Genomic DNA, 20639 nt, shown 5'->3' with positions numbered 1-20639 from the left:
GCAGGGGCAGGAAGTCGTCGCCGATGTCGGTCGAGCCCGGCCGCACGATCGGCCGGCGTTCCGGAGTCGTCAGCCGTCGCGCCGGTTCTTCCAGCGGAAGGTCAGCAGACACAGCAGCAGTCCTCCGACGCACCACGCCCCCAGCACCAGCGCGATCCGCCCGAACTCCCAGTCGCCCGCCTGCTCCAGGACCTTCGCGGAGTCGGGCAGGAACACCCCGCGCAGCCCCTGGCACATCCATTTGAGGGGGAACAGCGCGCCGATGTTCAGCATCCAGTCCGGGATGGTGTCGACGGAGATGTAGACGCCGGAGATGAACTGGAGGACGAGGAAGGGCAGGACGACCACCGACGTGGCGCTCTTGCCCGACTTCGGAACCGAACTGATCGCGATGCCGAGCAGGGCACAGGCCGTCAGACCCAGGACGAAGATCCAGCCGAAGTCCGCCCACCTGCCGGGATCGGAGGGCAGGTCGACGTCGTACAGCGTGGTGCCGACGGCGAGCAGGATCGCCGTCTCCAGGGCGCCGGTCACCAGAACCAGCCATATCTTGCCGAAGAAGTACGCGGCCGGCGGCATCGGTGTGCCGCGCAGCCGGCGCAGCACCTTCTCGTCCCGTTCGATCGCGATGGAGATGCCGAGGGACTGGAAGCTGGTCGACATGATGCCCGCGGCCATCATCGCGGGGACGTAGAGCTGGGAAGCGGTGATGCCCGCGCCCTTCACGTCGTTGCTGAAGATCGACGCGAACAGGAAGAGGAAGACGACCGGGAAGGCGAAGGTGAACACCACCTGGTCCCGCTGGCGGAAGAACTGCCTGATCTCCAGGCCGCCGCGGCGCAGCCCGAGCCCCCAGGCGCCGGGCAGCCGGAGGGACGCGTCCTTCGTGTCCGGTCGTACGCCGGTCGTGGTCATCGCGCGTCCTCCAGGCCGGTCAGTCGCAGATAGACGTCCTCCAGGGTGGGGCGGCTCACCCGCAGTCCCGGGATCTCCCCGTCGAAGCGGCGGATGAGCTCGGCGACCGTCTTCGTGGGTGTGTCCGTGCGCTCGCCGCGCGGGCTGCCGTCGGCCTCCGTCCATTCGACCGTGGCCTCGCTGCCGAACCGCTCGCGCAGCGCGGCCGGTTCGCCCTCGGCGACGACCCTGCCCCGCGCGACGACCGCCAGCCGGTCCGCGAGGGCCTCGGCCTCCTCCAGGTAGTGCGTGGTCAGCAGGATGGTCGTGCCCTCGTCGGCCAGCTTGCGGATCAGCTCCCAGAACTGTCGTCGCGCCGCCGGGTCGAAGCCCGTGGTCGGCTCGTCCAGGAGCAGCAGCTCGGGCCCGCCGATCACCCCGAGCGCCACATCGAGCCGCCGGCGCTGACCGCCCGAGAGCGCCTTGATCCTGCTGCCCGCCTTCGCCTCCAGACCGACCAGACCGATGACCTCCTCGGGGTCACGGGGATTCGGGTAATAGCGGGAGAAATGCCGCACGGTCTCGCCCACCGTCAACTCGGCGGGCGCGGATTCGTCCTGCCAGACGATTCCGACGCGTGAGCGCCACACGCGCGTGGCCGTCGCCGGATCCGAGCCGAGCACGGAGACCTCGCCCGCGTCCCGCCGGCGATTGCCCTGGAGGATCTCCACGGTGGTGCTCTTGCCCGCTCCGTTGGGTCCGAGCAGGCCGAACACCTCGCCCTGCCTGATGCCCAGATCGATACCGTCGAGCGCGGTCACGTCCCCGTACTGCTTGCGCAGCCCCCGTACGTCCACCGCGAGTCGATCCGCGTGAGTTGTCATGCGGACGAGCATCTCCCCGAACCGAACCTTCCGGGGAGACCGCGCGTACCTTCTTATGTCCACCGAACGGTGGACGGCCGGGCGGGTGCGGCACAATGAGCCTGCCCGCAGGCCCTCGAAACTACGGAAACGGCGTGATGAACAAGACGACAGTCAAGGACGTCCCGACCGGTCAGGAACGCCCTGCCGCCACCCCCGCGCGGACGGCCGGCGGCAGCCGTGCCCTCGCGGTGCTGCTGGTGATCACGGGTGCGGCCGGTCTCCTTGCCGCGTGGGTCATCACGATCGACAAGTTCAAGCTGCTGGAGAATCCGAACTTCGTTCCGGGCTGCAGCCTGAACCCGGTCGTCTCCTGCGGCAACATCATGAAGAGCGAGCAGGCCTCGGCCTTCGGCTTCCCGAACCCCATGATGGGGCTCGTCGCCTACGGCATCGTGATCTGCGTCGGTATGAGCCTGCTCGCCCGGGCGACCTTCCCGCGCTGGTACTGGCTGACCTTCAACGCGGGCACGCTCTTCGGTGTCGCGTTCTGCACCTGGCTCCAGTTCCAGTCGCTGTACCGGATCAACTCGCTCTGCCTGTGGTGCAGCCTGGCCTGGGTCGCCACGATCATCATGTTCTGGTACGTGACGTCCTTCAACGTCCGCAACGGCTTCCTGCCCGCCCCGGGCTGGCTCAAGGGATTCTTCGGCGAGTTCACCTGGGTCCTGCCGGCACTGCACATCGGCATCATCGGCATGCTGATCCTGACCCGCTGGTGGGACTTCTGGACGAGCTGACGGGCCGGTCGCGACCGCGGTCCACGGCCCGGGAGGGATTGTCGGTGGTGTGACATAGGGTTTCGGACGTGGAGCCCGACCTGTTCACCGCCGCCGCGGAAGAGCGCCAGGAGAAGGACCCGTCCAGCAGTCCCCTGGCTGTGCGGATGCGTCCGCGCACCCTCGACGAGGTCGTGGGGCAGCAGCATCTGCTGAAGCCGGGCTCTCCCTTGCGCAGACTCGTCGCCGAGGGGAGCGGCGGCCCGGCCGGACCGTCCTCGGTGATCCTCTGGGGCCCGCCGGGCACCGGCAAGACGACCCTCGCGTACGTCGTCTCCAAGGCCACCGACAAGCGGTTCGTGGAACTCTCCGCGATCACCGCGGGCGTCAAGGAGGTGCGCGCGGTCATCGAGGGCGCCCGCCGCGCCACCGGCGGCTACGGCAAGGAGACCGTCCTCTTCCTGGACGAGATCCACCGCTTCAGCAAGGCCCAGCAGGACTCCCTGCTCCCGGCCGTGGAAAACCGCTGGGTGACCCTGATCGCCGCGACCACCGAGAACCCGTACTTCTCGGTGATCTCGCCGCTGCTCTCCCGCTCCCTCCTGCTGACCCTCGAACCGCTCACGGACGACGATCTGCGCGGCCTGCTGCGCCGGGCGCTCACCTCGGAGCGCGGCCTCAGGGACTCCGTGGCCCTGCCCGGCGACACCGAGGACCATCTGCTGCGCATCGCCGGCGGCGACGCCCGCCGTGCGCTGACCGCCCTGGAGGCCGCGGCCGGCGCGGCGCTCGACCAGGGCGAGCCGGAGATCGCCCTCCAGACGCTGGAGGCGACGGTCGACCGCGCCGCGGTGACGTACGACCGCGACGGCGACCAGCACTACGACGTGGCGAGCGCGCTCATCAAGTCCATCCGCGGCTCCGACGTGGACGCCGCCCTGCACTATCTGGCCCGGATGATCGATGCGGGCGAGGACCCCCGGTTCATCGCCCGGCGCCTGATGATCTCCGCCAGCGAGGACATCGGCCTCGCCGACCAGAACGCGCTGCCCATAGCCGTGGCGGCCGCGCAGGCCGTCGCGATGATCGGCTTCCCGGAGGCCGCGCTCACCCTCAGCCACGCCACCATCGCCCTCGCGCTGGCCCCGAAGTCCAACGCCGCGACGACCGCCATCGGCGCCGCACTGGAGGACGTGCGCAAGGGACACGCGGGTCCGGTGCCGGCCCACCTGCGCGACGGGCACTACAAGGGCGCGGCCAAGCTCGGGCACGCCCAGGGGTACGTGTATCCGCACGACCTGCCCGAGGGCATCGCGGCCCAGCAGTACGCGCCCGAGGAGCTCACGGACCGGGAGTACTACACCCCGACCCGGCACGGCGCCGAGGCGCGGTACGCCGACGCGGTGGAGTGGACCAGGAAGCGCCTCGGTAGAGGGCGCTCCTGAGCACCCTGTAACATGGCTCGAAGCGCTGCGTCCCGTGTCCGGCTCCGGTCGGCATCACCCAACGGGACATCCAGCCGGAACCCCGTCACCGTACTCGTACGGCGAGGGGATCCAGGAGCGTCGCGCACCGTCGAAGGTGTCGCGGGCTGCCCACCACCACCCGGTCTCCGGGAACGGTCGGTGGGCTACTCGTGTGCTGCACGTATGTGCCCAGACCAGGGAGCGGCTGCCCGGCAGGCCCGTCAGGGCCCGCGGGGTCTCCCAGGCTGCGGATGCGACCTCCCTTAACTCGGGTGAGCCGAAAACCAGGAAAGAGATAGAAGTGGCGAATCAGCCCCGCCCCAAGGTCAAGAAGTCGCGTGCCCTCGGCATCGCGCTGACCCCGAAGGCCGTCAAGTACTTCGAGGCCCGCCCCTACCCGCCGGGCGAGCACGGCCGTGGCCGCAAGCAGAACTCGGACTACAAGGTCCGTCTGCTCGAGAAGCAGCGTCTGCGCGCGCAGTACGACGTGTCCGAGCGCCAGCTCGTCCGCGCCTACGAGCGTGCCGCCAAGACGCAGGGCAAGACCGGTGAGGCTCTGGTCATCGAGCTCGAGCGTCGTCTCGACGCGCTGGTCCTTCGTTCGGGCATCGCCCGCACGATCTACCAGGCCCGCCAGATGGTCGTTCACGGCCACATCGAGGTCAACGGCGGCAAGGTCGACAAGCCGTCGTTCCGTGTCCGTCCCGACGACGTCGTGATGGTCCGCGAGCGCAGCCGCAGCAAGACGCTGTTCGAGGTCGCCCGTGCCGGTGGGTTCGCCCCCGACGGTGAGACCCCGCGCTACCTCCAGGTGAACCTCGCCGCCCTGGCCTTCCGCCTGGACCGTGAGCCGAACCGCAAGGAGATCCCGGTGATCTGCGACGAGCAGCTCGTCGTCGAGTACTACGCCCGCTGATCTTCTGGCAGCGGACGCGGTACCACCTACGCGTCGGCGTCAGCCCGTCGTCTCCCCGCCCTTCGAGGTGGGCGAGACGGCGGGCTTTCGCACATCCGGGGGCAGCCTGCGCGGCGAGGGCACCGCACCGAGCGGCGGCACCCCGGCCCCGCCCAGCGCCCGGGCGACCGCCGCGTCCTGCCCCAGCAGCCCGCCCGCCCGTACGCACTCCTCGTACCGCTCGTCGCCCAGCTCCTGCCGGGCAAGGGCCGCGCAGCGCTCGTGCGGCGCGTTGTAGTACGCCGAGCCGAACAGCGGCAGCCCCACCGACGGCCACATACGCGCCGCCGCCCCCTGGAGCACCGCGGCCTCGGCCGCGTCGCCCTCCACCACCGTGACCAGGGCGAGCAGTTCGACGGCGAGAACGGCGCCGAGCAGATCGTGGAAGCCGTGCGCGATACCGAGGCCCTGCTCCAGCAGACCGCGCGCCCGCACCTGATCGCCCTCGACCTGGGCCTGGTACGCGAGGACGTACAGCGCGTACGCCAGCGCCCAGCGCTCCCCGTGGTCCTCGCAGACCCCGCGGACGTCCTCGCACAGTTTCACCGCGCCCGGCATGTCGCCCTGGAAGGCGAGCGCCATGGCCAGTTCGATCTGGCCCATCAGCACATTGCTGTTGAGCTCACCGATCTCGTGATAGCGGTCCAGCGCCGAGCGCAGCAGCTTCTCGGCGCGCGCCATGTCGTCCGTGACCAGGGCCAGACAGCCGGTGCGATGCTCGGCGTACGCGACCGCGACGGCGTTCTCGCAGCGCTCCGCCTCGTCGCGGCACTCCTGGAGCGCGGACAGCGCGGGCACCGAGTCCCCCTGGAGCACCGCCACATAGCCGAGCACCCACAGGGCCTTCAGCCGCGACTGGTCGCGGTCGCCGTCGAGCTCGACACTGCGCTCCAGCCAGTGCCGCCCCTCCGAGAGGCGGCCGCAGCCGACCCAGTAGAACCACAGGGCGCCCGCCAGATACTGGCCCAGATGCGCCTCGTCGGGTTCGCCGAGCGAATACTCCAGCGCGCAACGCAGATTCGGCAGTTCCGTCTCGACGCGCACCGCCACCTCGGCCTGCCGCGGCGAGAACCAGTCCAGCTCGCACCAGGTGACCAGGCCCATGTACCAGTCACGGTGACGACGGCGCAGCCGCTCCGCGTCGCCCGTCGCCGTCAGCCAGTGCGCGCCGTAGGCCCGGACGGTGTCGAGCATGCGGTAGCGCACACCGGCCGCGGTCTCCTCGCGCGAGAGCACCGACTGCCCGAGCAGTTCGCCGAGCACGTCCAGGACGTCGTCGGCGGGCAGTCCGTCCCCGCTGCACACATACTCCGCGGCTTCCAGGTCGAACTGCCCGGCGAACACCGACAGGCGTGCCCACAGCAGCCGTTCCCCCGGTGTGCACAGTTCGTGGCTCCAGCCGATCGCCGTCCGCAGTGTCTGGTGCCGCGGCGGCGCGTCGCGCACACCGCCGGTCAGCAGCCGGAACCGGTCCTCCAGACGGGCGAGCAACTGCGCGGGGGAGAGGGCGCCGACGCGCCCCGCCGCCAGTTCCAGTGCCAGCGGGATCCCGTCGAGTTGCCGGCACAGCTCCAGGACGTCGGACCTGTTCCCCTCGTCCAGCGCGAAGCCGGGCACCCGGGCCGCCGCCCGGTCCGCGAACAGCTCCACCGCCTCCGTCTCGGCCAGCGGAGCCAGCGGGAACACCCGCTCGCCCGCGATCCCCAGCGGTCTGCGGCCCACGGCCAGCACCCGCAGTCCGGGGGCCCGCCGCAGCAACTCGCCCATCAGCGAGGCACTCACGTCGACCAGGTGCTCGAAGCCGTCCAGGACCAGCAGGAGCCGGCGCCCGGCGACATGGTCGAGCAGCACCCGGCGCGGCGGCTTCGCCGTGTGGTCCGTCAGACCGAGGGCCTCGGCCACGGCGTACTCGACGAGTCCCGGGTCGTGCACCGCGGACAGGTCCACGTGCCACACCCCGTCGCGTGGGTCCGTCCCCGCCGCCGCGTGCGTGGCGAACCGGGTCTTGCCCACGCCCCCCATACCGGTCACGGTGACCAGGCGGACCGCCTCCAGCGCCTCGGCCAGCCGCGCGAGCTCGGCGGAGCGCCCCACGAACGCGTCGAGTTCCAGGGGCAGATTGCCGGGTACGGCAGGACCGGAGTGTCGGCCGGGATGAGAACGCTGCATGAGATACGGAGCGTACTGACCCGTTAGCGCTCCGTACAATCGGTTCGCGCAACTCCACACTCCGGAGCGGATAAATGCGGTACGGAGCCCCGGCCCCGGCGCGATAGGCTCGGGTGACGACTTTTCGATGTTCAGGCACACAGTCAGGGAGCGGGTGCACAGTGTCCGGTGGTGAGGTGGCCGGGATCCTGGTGGCCGTCTTCTGGGCGATCCTGGTCTCCTTCCTCGCCGTCGCACTGGTGAGGCTGGCCCAGACGCTCAGGGCGACCACCAAGCTCGTGGCGGACGTGACCGACCAGGCCGTCCCGCTCCTGGCCGACGCCTCGGCGGCGGTGCGCTCCGCGCAGACGCAGATCGACCGGGTCGACGCCATCGCGTCGGACGTCCAGGAGGTCACGTCGAACGCCTCGGCGCTGTCGACGACCGTCGCCTCCACGTTCGGCGGCCCGCTGGTCAAGGTCGCGGCGTTCGGGTACGGCGTGCGCCGGGCCATCGGAGGCCGTCGTGAGAATGTGCCCGAGAAAGCGGCCCGGCGTTCCGTGATCGTGGGCCGCCCCGTCCCGTCCACGCGGCGGGGAAAGCGGAAGAAGGACTGACGCAGCGATGTTCCGCCGTACGTTCTGGTTCACCGCGGGCGCAGCCGCGGGTGTATGGGCCACCACCAAGGTCAACCGCAAGCTCAGGCAGCTCACCCCCGAGAGCCTCGCGGCGCAGGCCGCGAACAAGGCGATCGACGCGGGTCACCGCCTCAAGGAGTTCGCGCTCGACGTCCGTGACGGGATGGCCCAGCGAGAGGCCGAACTCGGCGAGGTGCTCGGTCTGAACGCGAACCCGGATTCCGAACTGCCCACCCAGCGCCGTATTGCCGCGATCGGCGGCGGCGAGCAGTCCGGCGACAACAAGCAGATCAAGTACATCGACAACACGACGTACACGTACAACCGGAATGAGGACCACTGATGGAGTCGGCTGAAATCCGCCGCCGCTGGTTGAGCTTCTACGAGGAACGCGGTCACACCGTCGTCCCTTCGGCGTCGCTCATCGCGGACGACCCGACTCTGCTCCTGGTCCCCGCCGGCATGGTCCCCTTCAAGCCGTACTTCCTCGGCGAGGTCAAGGCCCCCTGGGCGCGCGCCACCAGCGTGCAGAAGTGCGTGCGCACGCCCGACATCGAAGAGGTCGGCAAGACCACGCGCCACGGCACGTTCTTCCAGATGTGCGGCAACTTCTCCTTCGGTGACTACTTCAAGGAAGGGGCCATCACCTACGCCTGGGAGCTGCTCACCTCGCCCCAGGACAAGGGTGGTTACGGCCTTGACCCCGAGCGTCTGTGGATCACGGTCTACCTCGACGACGACGAGGCCGAGACCATCTGGCGCGACAAGATCGGCGTCCCGGCCGAGCGCATCCAGCGCCTGGGCAAGAAGGACAACTACTGGTCCATGGGCGTCCCGGGCCCCTGTGGTCCGTGCTCCGAGATCAACTACGACCGCGGTCCGGAGTTCGGCGTCGAGGGCGGCCCGGCCGTCAACGACGAGCGCTACGTGGAGATCTGGAACCTGGTCTTCATGCAGTACGAGCGCGGCGAGGGCACCTCGAAGGACGACTTCGAGATCCTCGGCGAGCTGCCCAGCAAGAACATCGACACCGGCCTCGGCCTGGAACGCCTCGCCATGATTCTGCAGGACGTGCAGAACATGTACGAGATCGACACGTCGATGGCCGTCATCAAGAAGGCCACCGAGCTGACGGGCGTCGAGTACGGCGCCGCCCACGGCTCCGACGTCTCGCTGCGTGTGGTCACCGACCACATGCGCACCTCCGTGATGCTCATCGGCGACGGCGTGAGCCCCGGCAACGAGGGCCGCGGCTATGTGCTGCGCCGCATCATGCGCCGCGCCATCCGCAACATGCGCCTGCTCGGTGCCACCGGTCCCGTCGTCAAGGACCTCATCGACGTCGTGATCGAGATGATGGGCCAGCAGTACCCGGATCTCGTCAGCGACCGGCAGCGGATCGAGACCGTGGCCCTCGCCGAGGAGGCCGCCTTCCTCAAGACGCTGAAGGCCGGCACGAACATCCTCGACACGGCCATCACCGACACCAAGGACTCCGGCGGCACGGTCCTCGCCGGCGACAAGGCCTTCCTGCTCCACGACACCTGGGGCTTCCCGATCGACCTCACCCTCGAAATGGCCGCCGAACAGGGCCTGTCGGTGGACGAGGACGGTTTCCGCCGCCTGATGAAGGAGCAGCGGGACAAGGCCAAGGCCGACGCCCGCGCCAAGAAGTCCGGCCACGCCGATCTCGGTGCCTACCGTCAGATCGCCGACGCCGCCGGTGAGACCGACTTCGTCGGGTACGACGGCACCGAGGCCGAGTCGACGGTCGTCGGCATCCTCGTCGACGGTGTCTCCTCCCCGGCCGCCACCGAGGGCGACGAGGTCGAGATCGTCCTCGACCGCACCCCGTTCTACGCCGAGGGCGGCGGCCAGATCGGTGACACGGGCCGCATCCGGGTCGACACCGGCGCCGTCATCGAGATCCGCGACTGCCAGAAGCCGGTCCCGGGTGTGTACGTCCACAAGGGCGTCGTCCAGGTCGGCGAGGTCACCGTCGGCGCCAAGGCCCAGGCCACCATCGACGTACGCCGTCGCACGGCCATCGCCCGCGCCCACTCGGCCACGCACCTCACGCACCAGGCGCTGCGCGACGCCCTCGGCCCGACGGCCGCCCAGGCCGGTTCGGAGAACCAGCCCGGCCGCTTCCGTTTCGACTTCGGTTCCCCCTCCGCCGTCCCGACGGCCGTGATGAGGGACGTCGAGCAGCAGATCAACGAGGTGCTCGCCCGCGACCTGGACGTCCAGGCCGAGGTCATGAGCATCGACGAGGCCAAGAAGCAGGGCGCCATCGCCGAGTTCGGCGAGAAGTACGGCGAGCGCGTCCGTGTCGTGACCATCGGCGACTTCTCCAAGGAGCTGTGCGGCGGCACACACGTGCACAACACCGCCCAGCTCGGTCTGGTCAAGCTGCTCGGCGAGTCGTCGATCGGTTCCGGCGTGCGCCGTATCGAGGCCCTGGTCGGCGTCGACGCGTACAACTTCCTGGCCCGTGAGCACACGGTCGTCGCCCAGCTCCAGGAGCTGGTCAAGGGCCGCTCGGAGGAGCTTCCGGAGAAGGTCGCCGCCATGCTCGGCAAGCTGAAGGACGCCGAGAAGGAGATCGAGAGGTTCCGCGCGGAGAAGGTCCTCCAGGCCGCCGCCGGCCTCGTCGAGTCCGCCCAGGACGTCAACGGCGTGGCCCTGGTCACCGGTCAGGTCCCGGACGGTACGGGTGCCGACGACCTGCGCAAGCTGGTCCTCGACGTGCGCGGCCGCATCCAGGGCGGACGGGCCGCCGTCGTGGCCCTGTTCACGGTCTCGGGCGGCAAGCCGCTCACCGTCATCGCCACCAACGAGGCCGCCCGCGAGCGTGGTCTGAAGGCCGGTGAGCTGGTCCGCAGCGCCGCCAAGACCCTCGGTGGTGGCGGTGGCGGCAAGCCGGACGTCGCCCAGGGCGGCGGCCAGAACCCCGCCGCCGTCGGCGAGGCCATCGACGCGGTGCAGCGCCTCGTCGCCGAGACGGCCAAGTAAGAAAACGGTGGAGATGCGCAGAGGGCGTCGGCTCGCGATCGACGTCGGGGACGCCCGGATCGGGGTCGCCTCGTGCGACCCCGACGGGATCCTCGCGACCCCGGTGGAGACGGTCCCGGGACGTGACGTCCCGGCCGCCCACCGCCGGCTGAGGCAGCTCGTCGAGGAGTACGAGCCGATCGAGGTCGTCGTCGGACTCCCTCGCTCCCTCAAGGGGGGCGAGGGTCCCGCCGCGGCCAAGGTCCGTGCCTTCGCCCAGTTGCTCGCGGAAGGGATCGCTCCTGTTCCGGTACGGCTCGTGGATGAGAGGATGACCACGGTCACGGCCAGTCAGGGATTGCGCGCCTCGGGCGTGAAGTCGAAGAAGGGCAGGTCGGTCATCGACCAGGCGGCAGCCGTCGTGATCCTGCAGCAGGCCCTGGAATCCGAACGGGTGTCAGGCAAGTCGCCCGGCGAGGGCGTCGAAGTGGTCATGTGATCGCGATACGGTAACGTTCCGCCCGATGCGGTGGTGTTCGAACAGCCGTCGCACAGTAAAGAGGCGGACGGGAGCCGGGCCAGACGAGCCGGCCGCTGCCGGCTCGCGGCTCGTAGGGGATCGATGACTGAGTATGGCCGGGGCTCTGGCTCCGAACCGTGGAATCCGGAGGACCCGTTGTACGGGGACATCGGATGGGGCGGACAGGCCGCAGACGGCCAGTCCGCCTACGACGGCGGCCAGCCGCAGCACTCTCCGCAGCAGCAGGGCGACTGGGGCCAGGGGCAGCAGTACGAGGGCCGGCAGCAGTACCCGGCGCAGGGCCAGCACGGGCAGTATCCCGGCCAGCAGCAGTATCAGGGGCAGCAGTACCAGGGTCAGCAGCAGTACCCCGATCAGGGGCAGCAGTATCCCGGCCAGGGTCAGCAGCAGTACCCCCATCAGGGGCAGCAGCAGTATCCGGGGCAGGGGCAGCAGTACCAGGGCCAGGGTCAGCAGCAGCAGTTCAACGGCCAGGGGCAGCAGTATCCCGGTCAGGGCGGGCAGCAGTACCAGGGGCAGCAGCAGTTCAACGGCCAGGGTCAGCAGCAGTATCCCGGCCAGGGCCGGCAGCAGTACGCCGACAGCGGCACCGGAGCGCAGCCCCAGGTGCCGTACACGGCCGATCCCGCAGACCCCTACGCGGGCCAGTACGCGGCCGAGCAGCCGGACTCCTACAACACCCCGGACGCCTATCCGCCGCCCGAGCCGCCGGCCAGGCGCCGTGCCGAGCCCGAACCCGAGCCGGACTGGGACCCGGGACCGGACCAGGGCGAGCACGCCTTCTTCGCCGGTGGCGACGACGATGACGACGACTTCGACGAGGACGACGACCCGAAGAAGCGCCGGGGCCGCGGGGACCGCAAGGAGCAGCGCGGCGGCGGCAAGGAGCGTGGCGGCAAGGGCAAGAAGCGCCGCAGCGGCTGCGCCTGCCTGGTGGTCGTCATGGTCTTCGGCGGAGGTCTCGCCGGAGCCGGGTATTTCGGGTACCACTACTACCAGAATCGTTTCGGCGCGGCTCCCGACTTTGCCGGCGAGGGGACGGGGCAGGTCCCCGTCGAGATCGGCAAGGGCGAGGGCGGTTATGTCATCGGCCAGAAACTGAAGGCTGCCGGTGTCGTCAAGAGCGTGGACGCGTTCGTGTCCGCTCAGGCGGAGAATCCCAAGGGCAAGTCGATTCAGGCCGGTGCCTATCTCCTGCGCAAGGGGATGTCGGCCAAGAGCGCCGTCGAGCTGATGCTCGACCCCAAGAGCCAGAACAACGTGACCGTGCCTCCCGGTTTCCGTAATTCCCAAGTGTACGCGGCGATCGACACGAAACTCGGACTCGCCAAGGGCACGACGAGCGCCGTCGCGAAGAAGAAGTACAAGACCCTCGGGCTGCCGAGCTGGGCGAACACCGACAAGGACATAAAGGACCCCTTGGAGGGGTTCCTCTACCCGCTCACGTATCCCGCCGCCAAGGGCATGAAGCCCGAGGTCGTGCTGAAGAGCATGGTCGCGCAGGCCAACAAGAAGTACACGGCAATGGGGCTCGTGGCGAAGGCGAAGTCCCTCAAGCTCGACAACCCGCTTCAGGTGGTCACGGTCGCGAGCCTGGTCCAGGCCGAGGGCAAGACGCACGACGACTACCGCAAGATGGCCGAGGTCGTCTACAACCGTCTGAAGAGCACCAACACCGAGACCAACCAGAAGCTGCAGTTCGACTCGACCTTCAATTACCTGAAGGGCCAGAGCAAGATCAATATTGGCGAGTCCGAGATCAACAGCAATCCGGACCCGTACAACACGTATTACCATCGCGGTCTGCCGCCCGGTCCGATCGGCAATCCGGGCGACGACGCCTTCAGGGCGGTGTTCAACCCCACGAAGGACGGCTGGATGTATTTCGTGGCGACCGACGGTCAGAACAACACGGAATTCGCCAAGACGCTGGCCCAGTTCGAGAAACTCAAGGACAAATTCAATGCCAGCTCGGGCAACTGACGCCTCCCGGGCGGCCGTGCTCGGTTCACCGATCGCGCACTCCCTCTCCCCGGTGCTGCACCGCGCCGCATACCGGGAACTGGGCCTCGGTGAGTGGACGTACGACCGCTTCGAGGTCGACGAGGCGGCGCTGCCCGCCTTCGTCGAGGGCCTCGGACCGGAGTGGGCCGGGCTGTCGCTGACGATGCCGCTCAAGCGGGCCGTCATGCCGCTGCTCGACGAGATCAGCGAGACGGCCGCCTCCGTCGAGGCGGTCAACACCGTCGTGTTCACCGAGGACGGGCGGCGCGTCGGCGACAACACCGACATCCCGGGGATGGTCGCGGCGCTGCGCGAGCGGGGGATCGAGCAGGTCGACTCGGCCGCCGTTCTCGGGGCCGGCGCCACCGCCTCCTCCGCGCTGGCCGCCCTCGCGCGGATCTGCACCGGTGAGGTCGTCGCGTACGTGCGGAGCCCGGAGCGGGCCGCCGAGATGCGCGAGTGGGGCGAGCGCCTCGGCATCGAGGTGCGTACCGAGGACTGGGCCGACGCCGCACAGGCGCTGCGGGCGCCGCTGGTGATCGCCACGACTCCGGCCGGGACCACGGACGCGCTGGCCGCCGCCGTCCCGGGGAGCCCCACGACCCTCTTCGACGTGCTGTACGACCCCTGGCCGACCGATCTCGCGGCGCGCTGGTCCGCGTACGGCGGAGCCGTGGTCGGCGGCCTCGACCTGCTCGTGCACCAGGCCGTGCTCCAGGTGGAGCAGATGACCGGGCGGCAGCCGGCCCCCGTGGGCGCCATGAGAAAAGCCGGGGAACACGCGCTCGCTTCCCGTACCACCCGCTGAGGTCCGCAGGGGGCGGAGCGCGGGGCAGGGGGAGTCAGGGGGCGCGCTGAACCTCGCCGTCCGTATCCGGCCGTCCCGCTTGATGGACCTGCGGCCGGTTCCCGCGCCCGGACGTGGGAGGATCGGACATGGCGGGCCAGGGCCGCGCACCCGGTCGCGCCGTCGCCGTACGCGAGCACACGTGTACGCAGCAGCAGCACCCGGGCGCGAGCATGAGGAGCACCGTTGAGCAGGTTGCGCTGGCTGACCGCGGGCGAGTCCCACGGTCCCGCACTTGTCGCGACGCTGGAGGGTCTTCCCGCCGGCGTGCCGATCACCACGGAGATGGTGGCGGACCACCTTGCCCGGCGGCGTCTGGGCTATGGACGCGGTGCCCGGATGAAGTTCGAGCGTGACGAGGTCACCTTCCTCGGCGGCGTCCGGCACGGCCTCACCCTCGGCTCCCCGGTTGCGGTCATGGTCGGCAACACCGAATGGCCCAAGTGGGACCAGGTCATGGCGGCCGACCCGGTGGAACAGGAGATTCTCGACGGTCTCGCCCGCAACGCGCCGCTGACCCGTCCGCGGCCCGGCCACGCCGACCTCGCCGGCATGCAGAAGTACGGCTTCGACGAGGCCCGCCCGATCCTGGAGCGCGCCTCCGCCCGCGAGACCGCGGCCCGCGTGGCCCTCGGCGCCGTCGCCCGTTCGTACCTGAAGGAGACGGCCGGCATCGAGATCGTCTCCCACGTCGTCGAACTCTGCTCCGTGAAGGCCCCGCAGGGCGTGTACCCCACCCCGGCCGACACCGAGAAGCTCGACGCCGACCCGCTGCGCTGCCTCGACGCCGACACCTCGAAGGCGATGGTCGCCGAGGTGGACCAGGCCCACAAGGACGGTGACACGCTCGGCGGCATCGTCGAGGTCCTCGCCTACGGCGTTCCCGTGGGCCTCGGCTCGCACGTGCACTGGGACCGCAAGCTCGACGCCCGTCTCGCCGGCGCCCTGATGGGCATCCAGGCGATCAAGGGCGTCGAGGTCGGCGACGGCTTCGAACTGGCCCGGGTGCCCGGCTCCCAGGCCCACGACGAGATCGTCGGCACGCCCGAGGGCATCCGCCGCGTCTCCGGCCGCGCCGGCGGCACCGAGGGCGGCCTGAGCACCGGCGAACTGCTGCGCGTCCGCGCCGCGATGAAGCCGATCGCGACCGTGCCGCGTGCGCTGGCCACCGTCGACGTCGCCACCGGCGAGGCCGCCAAGGCCCACCACCAGCGCTCCGACGTCTCCGCCGTGCCGGCCGCCGGCATCGTCGCCGAGGCCATGGTCGCCCTCGTCCTGGCGGACGCGGTCGCCGAGAAGTTCGGCGGCGACTCGGTCACCGAGACCCGCCGGAACGTCCGGTCGTACCTCGAGAACCTGGCCATCCGGTGACCGCCCCACGGCTGGTCCTGGTCGGGCCGATGGGGGTGGGGAAGTCCACGGTGGGCGCGCTCGTCGCCGAGCGGCTCGGCTGCGCCTACCGGGACACGGACGACGACATCGTGGCCGCCGAGGGCCGCACCATCGCCGACATCTTCGTCGACGAGGGCGAGCCCGCCTTCCGCGCGGTCGAGAAGCAGGCGGTTCGGGTGGCACTCGCCGAGCACGACGGTGTGCTGGCCCTGGGCGGCGGTTCGGTCCTCGACGCCGACACCCGGGCGCTGCTCGCCGGCCACCAGGTCGTCTACCTCTCCATGGAAGTCGAGGAGGCGGTGCAGCGCACCGGCCTCAACGCCGCCCGGCCGCTGCTCGCCGTCAACCCGCGCAAGCAGTGGCGCGAGCTGATGGAGGGACGGCGCCACCTGTACACCGAAGTCGCCCGCGCGGTCGTGGCGACCGACGGCCGTACCCCCGATGAGGTCGCCCAAGAGGTCCTCGACGCACTGGAGTTGAAGGAAGCATGAGCGAGGCTGTGACCCGTGTCCAGGTCGGCGGCAGCGCGGGAACCGACCCCTACGAGGTCCTGATCGGCCGTCAGCTCCTCGGTGAGCTCGGCGGGTTGATCGGCGGCAAGGCCAAGCGTGTCGGTGTGATCCACCCCGAGGCGCTCGCCGACACCGGTGAGGCGCTCCGCGCCGACCTGGCGGAGCAGGGCTTCGAGGCCGTCGCCATCCAGGTGCCGAACGCCGAGGAGGCCAAGACCGCCGAGGTCGCGGCCTACTGCTGGAAGGCGCTCGGCCAGTCCGGCTTCACCCGCACCGACGTCATCGTCGGCGTCGGCGGAGGCGCCACCACCGACCTCGCCGGCTTCGTGGCCGCGACCTGGCTGCGTGGCGTCCGCTGGATCGCCGTCCCCACCACCGTGCTCGCCATGGTGGACGCGGCGGTCGGTGGCAAGACGGGCATCAACACCGCCGAGGGCAAGAACCTCGTCGGCGCCTTCCACCCGCCCGCGGGCGTGCTGTGCGACCTGGCCGCGCTCGACTCGCTGCCGGTCAACGACTACGTGTCCGGGCTCGCGGAGATCATCAAGGCCGGCTTCATCGCCGACCCGGTGATCCTGGAGCTCATCGAGTCCGACCCCGAGGCGGCCCGCACGCCCGCCGGCCCGCACACCGCCGAGCTGATCGAGCGTTCCATCAAGGTCAAGGCCGAGGTCGTCTCCGGCGACCTCAAGGAGTCGGGGCTGCGCGAGATCCTCAACTACGGCCACACGCTCGCCCACGCCATCGAGAAGAACGAGCGCTACAAGTGGCGCCACGGCGCGGCCGTCTCCGTCGGCATGCACTTCGCCGCCGAACTCGGCCGCCTCGCGGGCCGGCTGGACGACGCGACCGCCGACCGCCACCGCACGATCCTGGAGTCCGTAGGTCTCCCGCTGAGCTACCGCTACGACCAGTGGCCGAAGCTAGTGGAGAACATGAAGGTCGACAAGAAGTCCCGGGGCGACCTGCTGCGCTTCATCGTCCTCGACGGACTGGCCAAACCGACCGTCCTGGAGGGCCCGGATCCGGCCGTCCTGCTCGCCGCGTACGGCGAGGTCGGCGAGTAACAGGAGCCGCCCGCGGGGCCGTATGGCCCGAAGGGCACCTGCTCAGCCCGTTTTGCCTCTCCTCACCGGGCACTTCGCACGGACCCCGGCCGTTCACACAACGGCGGCCGGGGAAGGTACCGTTCGGTAGCGACGGGACCGGCGTCCCGCCGCTACGCGCACATCGCCTGTACGAGACGGAGTGGCACCGGATGCAGCACGCAGTGGGGGCTCCGCTGCCGCCCCACCAGCCGGGGCAGGGGCCGGCCGCCGGATGGTCGCCGGCCGGACAGCACCCGGGGCAGCAGGGCCCGGCGCCCGCTCCGGGCTTCGCGGGAGCGCCGGTGCCGCCCGGCGCGCCACCCGCCCAGGCGCCGCAGCATCACCTGCCACCGCATCAGATGCCTCCGCAGCATCCGTCGGCGCAGCCGCCGCACCCGCCCGTGCCGCCCGTGCCGGACACCACCGGGCATGTGCAACTGCCTCCGGGCGTCTCGGTCGCCATGCCGAGCCCGCCGCCCGCCACGGGCGCGCCCGACCCGGCGGCGACCACGCTCGCGATCCTGCTCATCGGTCCCGCGGGCGCCGGGAAGACCAGCGTCGCGAAGTACTGGGCGGACCACCGCCGGGTGCCCACGGCCCACATCAGCCTCGACGACGTACGCGAATGGGTGCGCTCGGGCTTCGCCGACCCGCAGTCGGGATGGAACGACCATTCCGAGGCGCAGTATCGTCTCGCCCGCCGCACCTGCGGCTTCGCCGCCCGCAACTTCCTGGCCAACGGCATCTCGTGCATCCTGGACGACGCCGTCTTCCCGGACCGGCCGGTCGTCGGCCTCGGCGGCTGGAAGCGGCACGTGGGTCCCGGTCTGCTGCCGGTCGTGCTCCTGCCGGGCCTGGAAGTGGTCCTGGAGCGCAACGCGGAGCGCTCGGGCAACCGCAGGCTCAGCGACGAGGAGGTCGCGCGCATCCACGGCCGCATGGCGGGCTGGTACGGCTCGGGGCTCCCGATCATCGACAACTCCCAGCTCGACGTGGCGGCCACGGCCCGCGTCCTGGACGACGTCCTGGCACGCTCGATCGCCAGCCCGCCGCAGTGGTGAAAGGGTTCGGCGCGCGGCGGTGCTGAAAGGGTTCGCCTCGGGGCGGTGCTGAATGGGTTCGGCGCGGGCCCCGTGGCCGTCCGTCCGGGCGCCGGGCTACCCGTCCGGCCCTCTGGACCGGCGACATCCGGCCACCGCTCGTAGGCTCGGTTCATGCCAGAGGTGTACGCGACGCGCAGAGAGCGGCTCCGGGAGCGTTGTACGGCGGGCGGCAGCGCGACGGCGCTCGTCACCCGGCCCGCCAACGTGAGGTATCTCGCCGGTGCCGCGCCGCTCGGCGCGGTGCTGCTGCTCGGCAGCGACGAGGACATGCTGCTGTGCGCAGGACCGCCGTCCGGTGAAGCCACGGAAGGGCGCCCCGACGAGGCGCTGGAGGTCCGGGTGCTGCCGCGTGCCGGAGGCGATCCGGCCGTCGCCGCCGCCGGACTGGCGGCCGATCAGGGCGCCGAGTCCCTCGCGGTCGAGGAACACCACCTCACCGTGACCCGGCACCGTGCCCTCGGCTCGGTCGCCCCGCGGCTGCGGCTGGCCGACCTGGGCGGAGCGGTGGAACAGCTCCGGGTGATCAAGGACGAGGAGGAGATCTCCGCCCTGCGCATCGGCGCGGAGATCGCCGACCAGGCGCTCGGTGAACTCCTCGAATCCATTCTCGTAGGCCGCACGGAACGCCATCTCGCCCTGGAACTGGAGCGCAGGCTGGTCGACCACGGTGCCGACGGGCCCGCCTTCGCGACCTCGGTCGGCACGGGCCCGAACTCGGGACGCCGCGGCCACCGGCCCACCGACCGGCGTGTCGAGGAGGGCGACTTCCTCTCCGTCTGTCTCGGCGCGACCTACCGCGGCTACCGGTGCGAGATCGGCCGTACGTTCGTGATCGGCACCTCGCCCGCCGACTGGCAGATCGAGCTGTACGACCTCGTCTTCGCCGCCCAGCGTGCCGGTCGGGAGGCGCTGGCACCCGGTGCCGCCTACCGGGACGTGGACCGCGCGGCCCGGCAGGTACTGGACTCCGGAGGCCATACCGAAGGCCTTCCGCCCCTGACGGGGCACGGTGTCGGGCTCGAAATCGACGAGGACCCGCAGCTTGCCCCCGCGGCCATGGGTAAACTGGACGCTTGCGTGCCGGTCACCGTCGAACCGGGGGTCCACCTCCCGGGCCGGGGCGGTGTCAGGATCGATGACACGCTCGTCGTACGCCCTGAGGCGGACGGCGGACCCGAGCTACTCACCATCACGACCAAGGAACTGCTCGCGCTCTAGCCTCACGGCCGCGCGTGCGCCGGGGTCGTCCACGTCAGTCCAGGAGATTCCGCAACCGTGGCTTCCACGAACGACCTCAAGAACGGCCTGGTGCTCAAGCTCGACGGAGGCCAGCTCTGGTCCGTCGTCGAGTTCCAGCACGTCAAGCCCGGCAAGGGCCCGGCCTTCGTGCGCACCAAGCTGAAGAACGTGCTCTCCGGCAAGGTCGTCGACAAGACGTTCAACGCCGGCGTCAAGGTCGAGACGGCCACGATCGACAAGCGCGACATGCAGTTCTCGTACATGGACGGCGAGTACTTCGTCTTCATGGACATGGACACGTACGACCAGCTCATGGTCGACCGCAAGTCCGTCGGCGACGCCGCCAACTTCCTGATCGAGGGCTTCACGGCCACCGTCGCCCAGCACGAGGGCGAGGTGCTCTTCGTCGAGCTGCCGGCCGCCGTCGAGCTGGTCATCCAGGAGACCGAGCCGGGCGTCCAGGGCGACCGCTCCACCGGTGGCACCAAGCCCGCCACCCTGGAGACCGGTCACCAGATCCAGGTCCCGCTCTTCATCACCACCGGTGAGAAGATCAAGGTCGACACCCGCAGCAGCGACTACCTCGGCCGGGTGAACAGCTAACCGTGGCTGCCCGCAACACGGCCCGCAAGCGCGCCTTCCAGATCCTCTTCGAGGGCGACCAGCGCGGTGTGGACGTTCTGACGGTCCTCGCGGACTGGATCCGGCATTCCCGGTCCGACACCCGGCAGCCGCCGGTCAGCGAATACACGATGGAGCTCGTCGAGGGCTACGCCACCAAGGTGCGGCGCATCGACGACCTCATCGCGCAGTACGCCGTCGGCTGGACGCTGGACAGGATGCCGGTCGTCGACCGCAACATCCTGCGCCTCGGTGCCTACGAGCTGATCTGGGTCGACGAGACCCCGGACGCCGTGGTGCTCGACGAGGCTGTGCAGCTCGCGAAGGAGTTCTCCACGGACGAGTCGCCCTCGTTCGTGAACGGCCTGCTCGGCCGGCTGAAGGGCCTGAAGCCGTCGCTTCGCCGCGACGAGGACTGACCGCCGGCAGCAGCCGTAACCGGTGCGCCCCCGCGGGGGGGCACGGGACACGCCGGAGGGCCAAGGACCGGTTTGGCGAGGTCCTTCTCCAGGGCCGTGAGGTGGGAGGCGGTGTGCAGGGCCGTGTCGGGGAGGA

At 70.4% G+C, this 20639-nt stretch carries 19 protein-coding genes; 16 read left to right on the top strand and 3 right to left on the bottom strand.

Annotated elements, in window-relative coordinates; all coding sequences use genetic code 11:
• Positions 1–69: 69 nt before the first annotated feature.
• Complete coding sequence (locus ACWEBX_RS30975) at positions 70–915, bottom strand: ABC transporter permease (protein WP_451888100.1); 846 nt, start codon at positions 913–915, stop codon at positions 70–72.
• Positions 912–1778: an ABC transporter ATP-binding protein gene (locus ACWEBX_RS30970; RefSeq protein WP_451888099.1), complete on the bottom strand. Its 867-nt coding sequence runs from the start codon at positions 1776–1778 to the stop codon at positions 912–914. The genes ACWEBX_RS30975 and ACWEBX_RS30970 overlap by 4 nt, the downstream gene beginning before the upstream one ends.
• Before the next feature lie 134 nt (positions 1779–1912).
• On the opposite strand from ACWEBX_RS30970, the gene ACWEBX_RS30965 reads away from it, so the two are divergent.
• The 3 genes from ACWEBX_RS30965 (at position 1913) to rpsD (ending at position 4918) form a co-directional block, all read left to right on the top strand.
• A complete protein-coding gene (locus tag ACWEBX_RS30965; protein WP_385042500.1) occupies positions 1913–2557 on the top strand; it encodes a vitamin K epoxide reductase family protein in 645 nt (214 codons plus the stop codon).
• A gap of 68 nt (positions 2558–2625) precedes the next feature.
• Positions 2626–3981: a replication-associated recombination protein A gene (locus tag ACWEBX_RS30960; RefSeq protein WP_451888098.1), complete on the top strand. Its 1356-nt coding sequence runs from the start codon at positions 2626–2628 to the stop codon at positions 3979–3981.
• A 322-nt stretch (positions 3982–4303) separates the two neighbouring features.
• Entirely contained in the window at positions 4304–4918 is a 615-nt protein-coding gene (gene rpsD / locus ACWEBX_RS30955; RefSeq protein WP_451888097.1) for a 30S ribosomal protein S4, read from the top strand.
• A gap of 39 nt (positions 4919–4957) precedes the next feature.
• Here the strand turns inward: rpsD and ACWEBX_RS30950 are convergent, their stop codons facing one another.
• The gene (locus ACWEBX_RS30950; protein ID WP_451888096.1) at positions 4958–7126 is read right to left on the bottom strand and encodes an ATP-binding protein; all 2169 of its coding nucleotides are present in this window, start codon (positions 7124–7126) and stop codon (positions 4958–4960) included.
• Between the two features lie 161 nt (positions 7127–7287).
• Between ACWEBX_RS30950 and ACWEBX_RS30945 the strand changes: the two genes are divergently transcribed.
• The 13 genes from ACWEBX_RS30945 to nusB all read left to right on the top strand — a co-directional run bounded on the left by ACWEBX_RS30945 (position 7288) and on the right by nusB (position 20503).
• Positions 7288–7722: a DUF948 domain-containing protein gene (locus tag ACWEBX_RS30945; protein ID WP_451888095.1), complete on the top strand. Its 435-nt coding sequence runs from the start codon at positions 7288–7290 to the stop codon at positions 7720–7722.
• 7 nt (positions 7723–7729) lie between these two features.
• A complete protein-coding gene (locus tag ACWEBX_RS30940; protein WP_451888094.1) occupies positions 7730–8086 on the top strand; it encodes a DUF6167 family protein in 357 nt (118 codons plus the stop codon).
• Complete coding sequence (gene alaS, locus ACWEBX_RS30935; protein ID WP_451888093.1) at positions 8086–10758, top strand: alanine--tRNA ligase; 2673 nt, start codon at positions 8086–8088, stop codon at positions 10756–10758. The genes ACWEBX_RS30940 and alaS overlap by 1 nt, the downstream gene beginning before the upstream one ends.
• Positions 10759–10771: 13 nt before the next feature.
• Entirely contained in the window at positions 10772–11236 is a 465-nt protein-coding gene (gene ruvX / locus ACWEBX_RS30930) for a Holliday junction resolvase RuvX (RefSeq protein ID WP_451888092.1), read from the top strand.
• 123 nt (positions 11237–11359) lie between these two features.
• Entirely contained in the window at positions 11360–13261 is a 1902-nt protein-coding gene (mltG, locus tag ACWEBX_RS30925; protein ID WP_451888091.1) for an endolytic transglycosylase MltG, read from the top strand.
• Positions 13242–14090, top strand: a complete 849-nt coding sequence (locus ACWEBX_RS30920; protein ID WP_451888090.1) for a shikimate dehydrogenase — start codon at positions 13242–13244, stop codon at positions 14088–14090. The genes mltG and ACWEBX_RS30920 overlap by 20 nt, the downstream gene beginning before the upstream one ends.
• A gap of 225 nt (positions 14091–14315) precedes the next feature.
• Positions 14316–15500, top strand: a complete 1185-nt coding sequence (aroC, locus tag ACWEBX_RS30915; RefSeq protein WP_451888089.1) for a chorismate synthase — start codon at positions 14316–14318, stop codon at positions 15498–15500.
• A complete protein-coding gene (locus ACWEBX_RS30910; RefSeq protein ID WP_451888088.1) occupies positions 15497–16012 on the top strand; it encodes a shikimate kinase in 516 nt (171 codons plus the stop codon). Before aroC ends, ACWEBX_RS30910 begins: the two co-directional genes overlap by 4 nt.
• Positions 16009–17100: a 3-dehydroquinate synthase gene (gene aroB / locus ACWEBX_RS30905; protein WP_451888087.1), complete on the top strand. Its 1092-nt coding sequence runs from the start codon at positions 16009–16011 to the stop codon at positions 17098–17100. The genes ACWEBX_RS30910 and aroB overlap by 4 nt, the downstream gene beginning before the upstream one ends.
• Before the next feature lie 191 nt (positions 17101–17291).
• Positions 17292–18182, top strand: a complete 891-nt coding sequence (locus tag ACWEBX_RS30900; RefSeq protein WP_451888086.1) for a Pro-rich N-terminal domain-containing protein — start codon at positions 17292–17294, stop codon at positions 18180–18182.
• 153 nt (positions 18183–18335) lie between these two features.
• Positions 18336–19442 carry an aminopeptidase P family protein gene (locus ACWEBX_RS30895; protein ID WP_451888085.1) on the top strand — a complete coding sequence of 369 codons (1107 nt, stop codon included), beginning with the start codon at positions 18336–18338 and terminating at the stop codon, positions 19440–19442.
• Between the two features lie 57 nt (positions 19443–19499).
• Positions 19500–20066: an elongation factor P gene (efp, locus tag ACWEBX_RS30890; protein ID WP_081223344.1), complete on the top strand. Its 567-nt coding sequence runs from the start codon at positions 19500–19502 to the stop codon at positions 20064–20066.
• Positions 20067–20068: 2 nt separating this feature from the next.
• Positions 20069–20503 (top strand): transcription antitermination factor NusB, encoded by a 435-nt coding sequence (gene nusB, locus ACWEBX_RS30885; RefSeq protein WP_451888084.1) that lies wholly within the window; start codon positions 20069–20071, stop codon positions 20501–20503.
• The last annotated feature ends 136 nt before the right edge of the window (positions 20504–20639 follow it).

The sequence above is a fragment of the Streptomyces sp. NPDC005070 genome (assembly GCF_053600395.1).
This window is presented reverse-complemented; position numbering and strand designations above follow the sequence as displayed.

Coding starts and splice junctions, on each gene's coding strand:
- alaS (WP_451888093.1), top strand. CDS start 8,086: ATGGAGTCGGCTGAAATCCGCCGCCGCTGGTTGAGCTTCTACGAGGAA.
- ACWEBX_RS30895 (WP_451888085.1), top strand. CDS start 18,336: ATGCCAGAGGTGTACGCGACGCGCAGAGAGCGGCTCCGGGAGCGTTGT.
- ACWEBX_RS30940 (WP_451888094.1), top strand. CDS start 7,730: ATGTTCCGCCGTACGTTCTGGTTCACCGCGGGCGCAGCCGCGGGTGTA.
- ruvX (WP_451888092.1), top strand. CDS start 10,772: ATGCGCAGAGGGCGTCGGCTCGCGATCGACGTCGGGGACGCCCGGATC.
- ACWEBX_RS30950 (WP_451888096.1), bottom strand. CDS start 7,126: ATGCAGCGTTCTCATCCCGGCCGACACTCCGGTCCTGCCGTACCCGGC.
- ACWEBX_RS30920 (WP_451888090.1), top strand. CDS start 13,242: ATGCCAGCTCGGGCAACTGACGCCTCCCGGGCGGCCGTGCTCGGTTCA.
- mltG (WP_451888091.1), top strand. CDS start 11,360: ATGACTGAGTATGGCCGGGGCTCTGGCTCCGAACCGTGGAATCCGGAG.
- aroB (WP_451888087.1), top strand. CDS start 16,009: ATGAGCGAGGCTGTGACCCGTGTCCAGGTCGGCGGCAGCGCGGGAACC.
- ACWEBX_RS30900 (WP_451888086.1), top strand. CDS start 17,292: ATGCAGCACGCAGTGGGGGCTCCGCTGCCGCCCCACCAGCCGGGGCAG.
- ACWEBX_RS30970 (WP_451888099.1), bottom strand. CDS start 1,778: ATGACAACTCACGCGGATCGACTCGCGGTGGACGTACGGGGGCTGCGC.
- ACWEBX_RS30975 (WP_451888100.1), bottom strand. CDS start 915: ATGACCACGACCGGCGTACGACCGGACACGAAGGACGCGTCCCTCCGG.